Annotated in this window: 11 protein-coding genes; 3 read left to right on the top strand and 8 right to left on the bottom strand. The window is 51.1% G+C overall.

The genetic code is table 11. The features are described from left to right. Position 1 precedes the first annotated feature (1 nt). On the bottom strand, positions 2–1,588 hold the full coding sequence (gene pdeC / locus C3D30_RS00365; RefSeq protein ID WP_000019885.1) for a cyclic di-3',5'-guanosine monophosphate phosphodiesterase PdeC: 1,587 nt from the start codon (positions 1,586–1,588) through the stop codon (positions 2–4). Between the two features lie 447 nt (positions 1,589–2,035). Between pdeC and C3D30_RS00355 the strand changes: the two genes are divergently transcribed. Continuing rightward, positions 2,036–2,317, top strand: a complete 282-nt coding sequence (locus tag C3D30_RS00355; protein WP_016159882.1) for a YjcB family protein — start codon at positions 2,036–2,038, stop codon at positions 2,315–2,317. 98 nt (positions 2,318–2,415) lie between these two features. On the opposite strand, the gene ssb1 is transcribed toward C3D30_RS00355, so the two are convergent. Continuing rightward, positions 2,416–2,952, bottom strand: a complete 537-nt coding sequence (ssb1, locus tag C3D30_RS00350) for a single-stranded DNA-binding protein SSB1 (RefSeq protein ID WP_000168309.1) — start codon at positions 2,950–2,952, stop codon at positions 2,416–2,418. Between the two features lie 250 nt (positions 2,953–3,202). Between ssb1 and uvrA the strand changes: the two genes are divergently transcribed. Continuing rightward, on the top strand, positions 3,203–6,025 hold the full coding sequence (uvrA, locus tag C3D30_RS00345; protein ID WP_000357756.1) for an excinuclease ABC subunit UvrA: 2,823 nt from the start codon (positions 3,203–3,205) through the stop codon (positions 6,023–6,025). Positions 6,026–6,254: 229 nt separating this feature from the next. Here the strand turns inward: uvrA and C3D30_RS00340 are convergent, their stop codons facing one another. The 6 genes from C3D30_RS00340 to dnaB all read right to left on the bottom strand — a co-directional run bounded on the left by C3D30_RS00340 (position 6,255) and on the right by dnaB (position 12,174). Then, entirely contained in the window at positions 6,255–6,611 is a 357-nt protein-coding gene (locus tag C3D30_RS00340) for an MmcQ/YjbR family DNA-binding protein (protein ID WP_000155671.1), read from the bottom strand. Positions 6,612–6,614: 3 nt separating this feature from the next. After that, on the bottom strand, positions 6,615–7,031 hold the full coding sequence (locus C3D30_RS00335) for a secondary thiamine-phosphate synthase enzyme YjbQ (RefSeq protein WP_000270381.1): 417 nt from the start codon (positions 7,029–7,031) through the stop codon (positions 6,615–6,617). 110 nt (positions 7,032–7,141) lie between these two features. Further along, on the bottom strand, positions 7,142–7,855 hold the full coding sequence (gene aphA, locus C3D30_RS00330; protein ID WP_010344812.1) for an acid phosphatase AphA: 714 nt from the start codon (positions 7,853–7,855) through the stop codon (positions 7,142–7,144). 335 nt (positions 7,856–8,190) lie between these two features. Beyond that, on the bottom strand, positions 8,191–9,384 hold the full coding sequence (tyrB, locus tag C3D30_RS00325) for an aromatic amino acid transaminase (protein WP_105285613.1): 1,194 nt from the start codon (positions 9,382–9,384) through the stop codon (positions 8,191–8,193). Positions 9,385–9,626: 242 nt separating this feature from the next. Beyond that, positions 9,627–10,706, bottom strand: a complete 1,080-nt coding sequence (alr, locus tag C3D30_RS00320) for an alanine racemase (protein ID WP_001147290.1) — start codon at positions 10,704–10,706, stop codon at positions 9,627–9,629. Between the two features lie 52 nt (positions 10,707–10,758). Then, positions 10,759–12,174 (bottom strand): replicative DNA helicase, encoded by a 1,416-nt coding sequence (dnaB, locus tag C3D30_RS00315; protein WP_000918355.1) that lies wholly within the window; start codon positions 12,172–12,174, stop codon positions 10,759–10,761. An 82-nt stretch (positions 12,175–12,256) separates the two neighbouring features. Between dnaB and C3D30_RS00310 the strand changes: the two genes are divergently transcribed. Continuing rightward, positions 12,257–13,240: a quinone oxidoreductase gene (locus C3D30_RS00310; RefSeq protein WP_000235547.1), complete on the top strand. Its 984-nt coding sequence runs from the start codon at positions 12,257–12,259 to the stop codon at positions 13,238–13,240. Positions 13,241–13,290: the final 50 nt, after the last annotated feature.

Below are 13,290 nucleotides of genomic sequence, written 5' to 3'. Positions count from 1 at the left end.
GTTACTGCCCGCGCATGGCGTCATGCGCGGGTAATTGCTCTGCCCATGCCATAAAAACCTGCGGCGGCATCGCCTTTGCAAAGTACCAGCCCTGACAATAGCGCACGCCGCGTTTGCGCAGCCAGTTGACCTGATCCTCAGTTTCCACCCCTTCTGCAATCGTTTTTAGACCCAGACTGTGTGCCAGTTCGATGATGTGTTCCGCTATCAAATGGCTGGTTTTATGCGTGGTCAACGTCTCAACAAACGATTTATCGATTTTCAGGATATCAATATTCAATGAGTTAAGGTTATGCAGGTTGGAGTAGCCAATACCAAAGTCATCGATCGCCACTTCGTAACCAGCCTGACGGAAAGCCAGAATAATCGGCGTCATTTTGGCAACATCAAGAAATGCATGTTCAGTGACTTCAAATTTAATTTGCTGCGGACGCACCGTGAATTGCTCTATTTTTTGATTAGTTAAGGCAATCACCCTTGAAGTATGAAAATCGGAGGCAGACAAATTAATTGAAGTAGATAATTCAGGGTGTTTTTCCAGCCAGGAACCGAGATCGTCAAACACCATATTAATGACATAATCTGTCACCTGCGCAATTAGCCCCTCTTGTTCCGCCAGCGGAATAAACTCTGCTGGCGTCATTACCTGTCCCTGATTCCCCGGCCAGCGTAGCAATGCCTCAGCGCCAATACATTTATTCGTTTTAATATCAATAATCGGTTGGTAATAGAGACAAAGCTGCCGTTTTTCGAGGGCACGTTGCAATTTACGCTTAGGTGACTGGTACTTCTGGTTTATACGCAGCCAGAGTAAAAGCAGCACCAGGCTGCCCATAATGCCTGCCGGTAAGGCAAATACAAGGTGATTATAAAAATGTGACAAAATGCGCTGAGTTGAGGTTGCAACGATAGCAGCAATGGGACGTTTTGTTGAATGGACTATCGCATATAAATAACCGTTATGCTGTACGGTTATTTCCCTTTGATGAATCAATGGTGAAAATTTTTCTGCTGAGGCTTGTTTGCTTAAAGAGAAAAAGGTTTTCGTCACCGTATCATATACCCCCCATTGCAGCGTTGGATCGTCAGACATCACCTCGCTCCAGAATAAAGGGTTAATTACCGCGACATAGTTTCCTCGCTGCATATAAGTCATTTTATAACCGGCAAAAAAAGGAGTGTCGCGATAATAATAGATTGAGACATTAGGTTCACGCTTATAGTTCGCTGGCGGCATCGTATAGCCGTTAACGGGAGCCATTAATGTTGAGCATAAAAAAAGGTTATCGTGGGCATAGATCAATTCGTTGATATAAAGATAACCACGGATAATATTCAGCATTTGTTGTTGATGAGAGGGAGTACAAATTTGTCCCTGATAGCGTTCCGCATCGTCGCTTGCTAAATCTGCCTGGCGAATGACCAGCTCGGATTTCTCCAGTGCCAACAGAGCAAAAGCACGAAGTTGATTATTCGCTTCCGCTTTAGCCCAAAGAAAGGCAATCCATAGCGACAGAATGATGGGAAGGAGGACTACAAAGATAATACCCGGCAACGCCAGCAATTTGTGTCGCACACTATGGCTCATTTCTATCAATTCCCTGCCTGGTTATACCTGGTCATTGCAAGGTGAAAACCCTGACTGCCGACGACGTTAGATAAATCTTACGGTATAAATAGCACTTTTGCCTGATTTGAAATTGATACCTTTATAATTGTTGTTTAAATGAAAATAACTCGCTGATATCAAAAGGGCTTTGTTGAAAAAACGCAGGTCAGGCAGGAAGTTACAATATTTCTTTATTGTGCATTGTCTCGATTTCACTGAAAAACCACATAATTAGTGCAGCAATAAAAGTAGCTGCATAATCTGGCTAACAAACGAGCAATTGTGATATAGTTCACAAAAATTTATGAAACAAACTAAGTGTTTCATTTTATGTTCTGAAAGTCCCGCGATAGCCAGAGTGTACCACGCCCCCCGTGAGTAATGCCGCGCTATCCAGGGCTTGGTAATTTTCAGAGGAAATGTTTGATGGCTACCCTCACCACTGGCGTGGTTCTTCTTCGCTGGCAGCTTCTTAGCGCCGTATTGATGTTTCTGGCCAGCACGCTCAACATCCGCTTTCGGCGCTCTGATTATGTCGGGCTGGCAGTGATCAGTAGCGGTCTGGGCGTGGTTTCCGCCTGTTGGTTTGCAATGGGGTTGCTTGGCATCACAATGACCGATATTACCGCCATCTGGCACAACATTGAGTCGGTGATGGTGGAAGGGATGAGTCAAACTCCACCACAGTGGCCGATGATTTTGACCTGATATGCAGAAGCCTCCATAACGGAGGCTTCTTTTTTATGACTGGCGGATGCTTTAATCATCCACCTTAAAACAATATAACCTATTGTTTTAATGACAAATCAGAACGGAATGTCGTCATCGAAATCCATCGGCGGCTCGTTAGACGGCGCTGCCGGTGCGGACTGCTGCGGGCGAGACTGAGCACCGCCGCTGAACTGATTGCCACCCTGCGGCTGCTGAGGCTGACCCCAACCGCCCTGCGGCTGGCCGCCGCCGACGTTACCGCCTGCCGGTGCGCCGCCGCCCTGGCGACCACCCAGCATCTGCATGGTGCCGCCAACGTTCACCACCACTTCTGTGGTGTAGCGATCCTGACCGGATTGGTCAGTCCATTTGCGGGTACGCAGCTGACCTTCGATATAAACCTGAGAACCTTTACGCAGATATTCGCTGGCAACTTCCGCCAGTTTGCCGAACAGCACAACACGGTGCCATTCAGTCTGCTCTTTCATCTCGCCGGTCGCTTTATCACGCCAGGATTCGGAAGTAGCCAGCGTAATGTTGGCAACTGCGCCACCATTTGGCATATAGCGTACTTCCGGGTCCTGGCCCAGATTACCAACGAGAATAACCTTATTTACGCCTCTGCTGGCCATGTCGTGTCTCCTGAAAAAAACGTTCTAATAAGTGTAAACGCGCGATTGTAGCATTACCAATAGCGGTTTTACCACGATGTGACCTCGGTTCCGGTAAACAAACATGGCCCGACATTGTTACACAGCACTCCGGGTTTTGCATTCCAATACTGTATATTCATTCAGGTCGATTTGTGTCATAATTAACCGTTTGTGATCGCCGGTAGCGCCATGCCGCCGGGCAAAAAAGTGTTTAATCCGGGAAAGGTGAATGGATAAGATCGAAGTTCGGGGCGCCCGCACCCATAATCTCAAGAATATCAACCTCGTTATCCCCCGCGACAAGTTAATTGTCGTCACCGGGCTTTCGGGTTCTGGCAAATCCTCGCTCGCTTTCGACACCTTATATGCCGAAGGGCAGCGTCGTTACGTTGAATCCCTTTCCGCGTACGCGCGGCAGTTTCTGTCACTGATGGAAAAACCAGATGTCGATCATATTGAGGGGCTTTCTCCCGCCATCTCAATTGAACAGAAATCGACGTCGCATAACCCGCGCTCCACAGTGGGGACCATCACTGAAATCCACGACTATTTGCGTCTGCTGTACGCTCGCGTCGGCGAGCCGCGCTGCCCGGATCACGACGTTCCGCTGGCGGCGCAAACCGTCAGCCAGATGGTGGACAACGTGCTGTCGCAGCCTGAAGGCAAACGTCTGATGCTACTCGCGCCCATCATCAAAGAGCGCAAAGGCGAACACACTAAAACGCTGGAGAATCTGGCGAGTCAAGGTTATATCCGCGCGCGCATTGATGGCGAAGTCTGCGATCTTTCCGATCCGCCCAAACTGGAACTGCAAAAGAAACACACCATTGAAGTGGTTATCGATCGCTTCAAGGTGCGTGACGATCTGACCCAGCGTCTGGCGGAATCGTTTGAAACCGCACTGGAGCTTTCCGGCGGTACAGCGGTTGTTGCGGATATGGACGATCCCAAAGCGGAAGAACTGCTGTTCTCCGCGAACTTCGCCTGCCCGATTTGCGGCTACAGTATGCGCGAACTGGAACCACGCCTGTTCTCGTTTAACAACCCGGCGGGTGCCTGCCCGACCTGTGACGGCCTCGGCGTACAGCAATATTTCGATCCCGATCGCGTGATCCAGAATCCGGAACTGTCGCTGGCTGGCGGTGCGATCCGTGGCTGGGATCGTCGCAATTTCTATTATTTCCAGATGCTGAAATCACTGGCAGATCACTATAAGTTCGACGTCGAAGCGCCGTGGGGCAGCCTGAGCGCAAATGTGCATAAAGTGGTGCTGTACGGTTCTGGCAAAGAAAATATCGAATTTAAATACATGAACGATCGCGGCGATACCTCTATTCGTCGTCATCCGTTCGAAGGCGTGCTGCACAATATGGAGCGCCGTTATAAAGAGACGGAATCCAGCGCGGTACGTGAAGAGTTAGCCAAATTTATCAGCAATCGCCCGTGCGCCAGTTGTGAAGGGACGCGTCTGCGCCGTGAAGCGCGCCATGTTTATGTCGAGAATACGCCGCTGCCTGCAATCTCCGACATGAGCATCGGTCATGCGATGGAGTTCTTCAACAATCTTAAACTCGCCGGACAACGGGCGAAGATTGCAGAAAAAATCCTCAAAGAGATTGGCGACCGCCTGAAATTCCTCGTTAACGTTGGGCTGAATTATCTGACACTTTCCCGCTCGGCAGAGACACTTTCCGGCGGCGAAGCCCAGCGTATCCGTCTGGCGAGCCAGATTGGCGCAGGCCTGGTTGGCGTTATGTATGTGCTGGATGAGCCGTCTATCGGCCTGCATCAGCGCGATAATGAACGTCTGCTGGGTACGCTTATCCACCTGCGCGATCTCGGTAATACCGTGATTGTAGTGGAGCACGACGAAGATGCGATTCGCGCCGCTGACCACGTTATCGACATCGGTCCGGGCGCAGGTGTTCACGGTGGTGAAGTGGTCGCGGAAGGGCCGCTGGAAGCGATTATGGCAGTGCCAGAATCGTTGACCGGGCAGTACATGAGCGGTAAACGCAAGATTGAAGTACCGAAGAAACGCGTTCCGGCAAATCCGGAAAAAGTGCTGAAACTGACGGGCGCACGCGGCAACAACCTGAAAGATGTGACGCTAACGCTGCCGGTGGGTCTGTTTACCTGCATTACAGGGGTTTCAGGTTCCGGTAAATCGACGCTGATTAACGACACACTGTTCCCGATTGCCCAACGCCAGTTGAACGGCGCGACTATCGCCGAACCGGCACCCTATCGCGATATTCAGGGGCTGGAGCATTTCGATAAAGTTATTGATATCGACCAAAGCCCAATTGGTCGTACTCCGCGTTCCAACCCGGCGACCTATACCGGCGTGTTTACGCCTGTGCGCGAACTGTTTGCGGGCGTACCGGAATCCCGCGCGCGCGGTTATACGCCAGGACGATTCAGCTTTAACGTCCGTGGCGGGCGCTGCGAGGCCTGTCAGGGCGATGGCGTGATCAAAGTTGAAATGCACTTCCTGCCGGATATTTACGTACCGTGCGACCAGTGCAAAGGTAAACGCTATAACCGCGAAACGCTGGAGATAAAGTACAAAGGCAAAACCATCCACGAAGTGCTGGATATGACCATCGAAGAGGCGCGTGAATTCTTTGATGCCGTACCGGCGCTGGCGCGTAAACTGCAAACGCTGATGGATGTTGGCCTGACGTACATCCGCCTCGGGCAGTCCGCCACCACGCTTTCCGGTGGTGAAGCCCAGCGCGTGAAGCTGGCGCGTGAGCTGTCAAAACGCGGCACCGGGCAGACGCTGTATATTCTCGATGAGCCGACCACCGGTCTGCACTTTGCCGATATTCAGCAACTGCTCGACGTGTTGCATAAACTGCGCGATCAGGGCAATACCATTGTGGTGATTGAGCACAATCTCGACGTGATTAAAACCGCCGACTGGATTGTCGATCTTGGCCCGGAAGGCGGTAGCGGTGGCGGCGAAATCCTCGTCTCCGGTACGCCAGAAACCGTCGCAGAGTGCGAAGCTTCGCATACAGCGCGCTTCCTCAAGCCAATGCTGTAATCACAAAGGCCGCTTTCTGAGCGGCCTCAGACTGATGACAAAGCTCGGACAGTCCCCTCGCCCCTCCGGGGAGAGGGTTAGGGTGAGGGGAACAGACCAGCACTGGCGTGATTATTTACCCTCACCCCGGCCCTTTCCCTAAAAGGGCGAGGGGGAAAACCGTGCCGCTTTTGACTTTTAAGCCAGTTTTTCAGCAATATCAGGCCGCTTTCTGAACGGTCTTTTCCTTTCAGAGTTGCACCAGCAATTTACGTTTTTCTTCCGGCAGCAAATTCACTGCCTGCTGATACGACGCATCGACCAGATAATAGATTTGTGAATCCGGCAACGATCCGTCGAGATATACGGTACTCCAGTGCGCTTTATTCAGATGTCGGCTGGGACGTACATCGCTGTGCTGCTGACGCAGAAGATCCGCCAGTTCCGGGCTGGTTTTCAGCGAAACTGCCGGGCGATTTTCCACTTCTTTCACCATCGCAAACAGCACATCTTCCACTTTGATTTGCGTCGCTTTCCAGTCGCTGTGAACGCTCTGTTCAGCGCCAGGTTTTGCCATGCAATATTGTAGCAACTCCGATATGGTCATTTTTTACTCCCCTTGTAGTGTCGCGATGATGCGACGCGATCCGCCGTGGACACGATGTTCCCCCAGCCAGATACCCTGCCAGGTGCCGGTCTGAATACGTCCTTTATGCACTGGCAAAACAAGCGATACTCCCAGCATGGAAGATTTGATATGTGAAGGCATATCGTCTGCCCCTTCATAATCATGCTCATAGTTTCCGTTATCGGGAACAGTGCGGAGGAAAAAACGCTCCATGTCCTGGCGTACCGTGGGGTCGCAATTCTCATTAAGTGTCAGAGAGGCGGAAGTGTGTTGCAGCAACAGGTGCAGTAAACCGACATTAACACGCGGCATATCAGCCAGTTGATTCAGAATTTCATCCGTTACCAGATGAAACCCACGAGATTTGGCGCTAAGCGTGAGCGTCTTTTGATACCACATGTGCTGCTCCTTGATAAAACTCTCTTATTCAGTTTGCAGCAAGACAGCGAAAGGATAAAGGTGTGATTAAAAAAACAGCATTCGGGAGAGTGAAACACTCTCCCGCACTATCAGTATTCTGAATTAACGATCACCTCTTCACCAAAAGCACCCGCTTGTGGCAAGGGTTTGTAGGTAGAGTTGGAGGCACGCAGAATACGGATACCACGAATGCCGACATCACGCGCGGCAGTCATATCATTATCGGAATCGCCATAAAACATTCGGATATTTTTATCCTGCAACCACTGCGTTTTCGTGTTTTGTCCCGGTTTATCACCCGCAAAAATTACCGGATTCATACTGCTTGCCGGAATGTGGAAATCATCGGCTAATGTTTTCGAAACCGTTTCTGTTTTCGTTGGGCTACGGCCAGTCACAAAAAAGATGGTATCGCCACGGCGGACATGTATATCAATTAGCTGACGTGCGACCTCTTTTGGAATGCTGAATTCATCCCAACCGTTGTTCATCTTTTCCCAGAATGCTGGGTTCTTCAGATAATCTTCGCTTTCTGGTGAGAATATTTTCTTGCCGCGCCAGAATCCGGGGCTGGAAAACAAAACGGTATCATCGATATCAAATCCAACCGCCATCGGTGGGCGACCGGCAAGGCTATTTTCAATTTGTGCGACTGATACCCAATGGACAGGTGCCTGTTCAGCGAGTCTGGCAACATTAGTGCCGGGATTAAGCGGTGAAGGTGAAGAGGCCAACGCAACAGCAGAACTGTTTAGAGCGAACAATAAGCAAACGGCACTCAATGCCTGTGTGATCTTGCGCATATTTTTCCCTAAATAGTCAGTAAGTTGAAACTTTTTATTATGAAGTTTGTTGAAAAAGCCATCCGACCATAACGCCAGCAGCAAGGGAAAGGAAGGATTATCTGCGGCTTTTGTGAAGAAAGGGAGAAGGATCACATGAGACCAGCCCGTGTTTGTGACTATTTAATAACTTAATATATTTCCATGGTATAAAAATGTTCGGAAATAAAACGCCTATTTTATTCACTTTTATAAGAAATAAGTCTTCATCTCCTTCGTACTATTTGCCTGGATAATACATAGCCCCCCTTATTTATAATAGAGCAGGCGGCTTTTCAACCGCCTGCTGGTTAACCTTACATCACGGCAGCAAACGCCTTTGCAACGCGCTGCACGTTCGCAGAGTTAAGCCCGGCAACACACATACGACCGCTGGCGATCAGGTAAACGCCAAACTCCTCGCGCAGGCGATCGACCTGGGCGGCGCTTAAGCCGGTATAGCTGAACATGCCGCGTTGCTTAAGCAGGTAATCAAAATTGCGCTCCGGCATCTCAGTGCTCAACACCTGTACCAATTGCTGCCGCATTGCCAGAATACGGGTCCGCATTTCTTCTACTTCCGCCAGCCAACTGGCTTTCAACGCCTCATCGTTCAGCACCGTTGCCACTACCTGCGCACCAAAATTCGGCGGGCTGGAGTAAATACGGCGCACAGTAGCTTTCAGTTGCCCCAGCACGCGACCTGCGGCTTCAGCATCTTCACACACCACCGAAAGACCGCCGACACGCTCGCCGTACAGGGAGAAAATTTTTGAGAATGAATTGCTTACCAGTGCAGGTAATCCGGCGCTGGCAATGGCACGAATGGCGTAGGCATCTTCATCCATACCGGCACCAAATCCTTGATAGGCGATATCGAGGAATGGGATAAGCTCGCGTGCTTTGAGAATTTCAATGACCGCGTCCCATTGGTCGTTGGTGAGATCGGCGCCCGTTGGGTTATGACAGCACGGATGCAGCAGCACAATACTGCGGGCAGGCAATGTTTTCAGCGTCGCCAACAGATCGTCAAAGCGCACACCGTTGGTCGTTTCATCATACCAGGGGTAAGTGCTCACTTCGAATCCAGCCCCGGCGAATATTGCTACGTGGTTTTCCCAGGTGGGATCGCTGACCCACACACCTGAATCCGGGAAGTAGCGTTTCAGGAAGTCAGCCCCCACTTTCAATGCCCCTGAACCGCCAAGCGTTTGAATAGTCGCCACGAGCTGTTGTTGTAACACCGGATGATTAGCGCCAAACAGCAGTGGTGCAATAGCATGACGATAGCTGTTAAGCCCTTCCATCGGCAGATAAAGTGAAGCGCCATGAGGCTGCGCATTCAGGCGCGCTTGCGCTTCTTCGACGGCTTTTAATTGTGGAATAATCCCGTCTTCGTTGTAGTACAGACCGATACTCAAATTCACTTTGTCGCTGCGAGGGTCTTCTTTAAAACGCTCCATAAGCGAAAGAATCGGGTCGCCAGCGTAGGCGTCAACTTTTTGAAACACGCGATGGTTCTCCAGGTTTACGGGCAGGTGGTTAAAACACAATAAACCGGAAGATGGGGAAGATCGAGAGGATGTTTAGCAATGAGCGGCAATTAATAACGCAGCGAGGCTGATAAAAAACGCAAAACCTTCAGAGGTACGAACGACAAGAGTGTATCAATTTATTGAATTTACATAGCTTTGCAGGCCGGATAAGGTTTTCACACCGCATCCGGCACAGACAATCAACTATTGCAGAACGATTAATCCACGTACTTCATCGCCACCCTTGACGTCAGGCGCGTGATAAGTTCGTAAGCACTCACTTTTGTCATTTCTGCGATACGCTCTACGGGCAGACCTTCGCCCCATAAAATGACCTGATCCCCGGCTTTATCCTGCGCCTGTGGACCTAAATCTACGCAGATCATGTCCATCGCGACTCGCCCAACAATCGGCACTTCGCGACCGTTCACCAGCACTGGCGTACCGGACGGCGCGGCGCGCGGGTAGCCATCGCCATAGCCCATCGCCACCACGCCAAGGCGGGTATCGCGCTCGCTAATCCAGGTGCCGCCATAGCCTACCGGTTCACCTGCTTTATGCTCACGCACGGCAATCAGGCTGGAGGTCAGTGACATCACTGGCTGGCAACCGAAATCGGCACCGGTGGAGCCATCTTCCAGCGGTGACACGCCATAAAGAATGATGCCTGGGCGCACCCAATCAAAATGCGACTGCGGCCATAACAAAATTCCGCCCGATGCGGCGATTGAACGCTTGCCAGGTCTGCCTTCGCAAAAGGTATTGAATATATCGAGTTGTTTCTCAGTCGCACCACATTTTGGCTCATCGGCACGAGCAAAGTGGCTGACAATATTCACCGGCTGGCGAACATTTTTACATTGCGTAAGACGTTGATAAAACGCCTCAGCTTGTTCCGGTAACACGCCCAGCCGGTGCATACCGGTATCGAGTTTCATCCAGACGGTAACTGGCTCCTCCAGATTGGCCTCTTCCAGAGCAGCAAGCTGTTCTTCGTTATGCACGGCGGTATGCAGATGTTCAGCGGAGATCGTCGGCAGATCGTCAGCTTCAAAAAAGCCTTCCAGTAACAAAATAGGTTGCGTGATGCCCCCCGCCCTAAGCCGCAGGGCTTCTTCGAGACGGGCAACGCCAAAGGCGTCGGCATCGGGGAGCGTTCGCGCGGTCTCAATCAGACCGTGACCGTAGGCGTTCGCTTTCACCACCGCAACCAGTTTACTGGCAGGTGCCAGTTCACGCAGACGTTGCAGGTTGTGTCGCAGAGCGCGGCGGTTAATCACAACAGTTGCCGCTTGCATTTGTGTTCCTTGATAAGTGTTTGCTTTAATTACCTAATTCATAAAATAATTATTATTCGTCGTCGTACTGTGGTCCCGCGTAGTTGTCGAAACGCGACCATTGACCGTTAAAGGTCAGGCGTACCGTCCCGATTGGGCCGTTACGTTGTTTACCGATAATAATTTCCGCGATGCCTTTTAAGTCACTATTTTCGTGATAAACCTCATCACGATAGATAAACATGATCAAGTCCGCATCCTGCTCGATGGAGCCGGATTCACGCAGGTCGGAGTTGACCGGGCGTTTGTCGGCACGTTGTTCCAGAGAACGGTTCAACTGAGACAGCGCCACCACCGGCACATTCAGTTCTTTCGCCAGGGCTTTTAGCGAGCGGGAGATTTCTGCAATTTCCAGCGTACGGTTGTCTGAAAGCGCCGGTACGCGCATCAATTGCAGGTAGTCGATCATGATGAGTCCGATGCCACCGTGTTCTCGGGCAATACGGCGTGCACGGGAGCGCACTTCCGTTGGCGTCAGACCGGAGGAGTCATCAATATAGATATTTCGTTTTTCGAGCAAAATGCCCATCGTGCCGGAAATGCGCGCCCAGTCTTCATCATCCAGTTGCCCGGTACGGATTTTGGTCTGGTCAACGCGCGACAACGATGCCAGAGAACGCATCATAATCTGTTCCGATGGCATCTCCAGCGAGAAGATCAATACTGGTTTATCCTGCAACATCGCCGCATTTTCAACGAGGTTCATCGCAAATGTCGTTTTACCCATCGACGGACGCGCGGCGACGATGATCAAATCCGACGGCTGCAAGCCAGCGGTTTTTTTGTTGAGATCGTCATAGCCGGTATTTACCCCGGTAACGCCATCGTGTGGCTGCTGAAACAACTGCTCAATACGCGCCACCGTGGCGTCGAGCACATCGGCGATGTTCTTCGGCCCTTCGTCTTTATTGGCACGGCTTTCGGCAATTTTAAAGACGCGGGATTCAGCAAGGTCGAGCAAGTCTTCGCTGGTGCGCCCTTGCGGATCAAAACCGGCTTCGGCAATCTCATTCGCAACAGAGATCATCTCGCGGACAACGGCACGCTCGCGCACGATGTCGGCATAGGCACTGATGTTCGCTGCACTTGGCGTATTTTTTGACAGCTCCGCCAGATAAGCAAAACCACCAACACTATCAAGTTGCCCCTGACGTTCCAGCGATTCCGCCAGGGTGATCAGGTCAATTGGGCTACCGCTTTCCTGCAAACGCGCCATTTCGGTAAAGATATGGCGGTGCGGACGGGTGTAGAAATCATCTGCCACCACTCGCTCGGCCACATCGTCCCAGCGTTCGTTATCCAGCATTAAACCGCCCAACACCGACTGCTCCGCTTCGATCGAGTGCGGAGGCACTTTCAGCCCGGCAACTTGTGGATCGCGATCGCGGGGTTCAGCCTGCTGTTTGTTGAAGGGTTTATTTCCTGCCATAGTGAATGGAGTTACCGAGATAAAGAATGGGTCGAAACTTTACCATATGAAGCAGACCCTGACGATACGTTCTGGAGGACACATGGCAACACGAATTGAATTTCACAAGCACGGTGGCCCGGAAGTACTTCAGACTGTGGAATTTACTCCTGCCGATCCGGCAGAGAATGAAGTCCAGGTCGAAAATAAAGCCATTGGCATCAATTTTATCGACACGTATATCCGCAGCGGCCTTTATCCGCCGCCATCGCTACCCAGCGGATTAGGCACCGAAGCGGCTGGCATTGTGAGCAAAGTCGGCAGCGGCGTGAAACATATTAAAGCAGGCGATCGTGTGGTTTATGCGCAGTCAACGTTAGGGGCTTACAGCTCTGTGCATAACGTCAATGCCGATAAAGCGGCAATTCTGCCAGCGGCGATCTCTTTTGAGCAAGCTGCCGCGTCGTTCCTGAAAGGCTTAACGGTTTATTATCTGCTGCGCAAAACGTATGAAATCAAACCTGACGAACAGTTCCTGTTCCATGCGGCTGCTGGCGGCGTGGGCTTAATTGCCTGCCAGTGGGCAAAAGCCTTAGGGGCAAAACTTATTGGCACTGTGGGCAGCGCGCAAAAAGCGCAAAGTGCATTAAAAGCGGGAGCGTGGCAGGTAATTAACTATCGCGACGAAAATCTGGTCGAGCGATTAAAAGAGATCACCGACGGCAAGAAAGTGCGCGTGGTGTACGATTCCGTAGGCAAAGATACCTGGGAACGGTCGCTGGATTGCCTGCAACGTCGCGGTTTAATGGTCAGTTTTGGTAATTCATCAGGCGCGGTGACGGGGGTGAACTTAGGCATTCTCAATCAGAAAGGCTCGCTGTATGTGACACGCCCTTCCCTGCAAGGCTATATCACCACGCGGGATGAGTTAACCGAAGCCAGTAACGAACTGTTTTCATTGATTGCCAGCGGCGTGATTAAGGTCGATGTCGCAGAGCAGCAGAAATATCCGCTGAAGGATGCGCGGCGTGCGCATGAGATTCTGGAAAGCCGGGCGACACAGGGTTCCAGCTTACTGATCCCATAAAGAAATTGGGCTTCCACCTGGGAAGCCCTTTCTTTTATAGTTCGGCTGTA

Origin of the sequence: Escherichia sp. MOD1-EC5433 (assembly GCF_002966005.1) — a bacterium.
GTDB lineage: Bacteria > Pseudomonadota > Gammaproteobacteria > Enterobacterales > Enterobacteriaceae > Escherichia > Escherichia ruysiae.
This window is presented reverse-complemented; position numbering and strand designations above follow the sequence as displayed.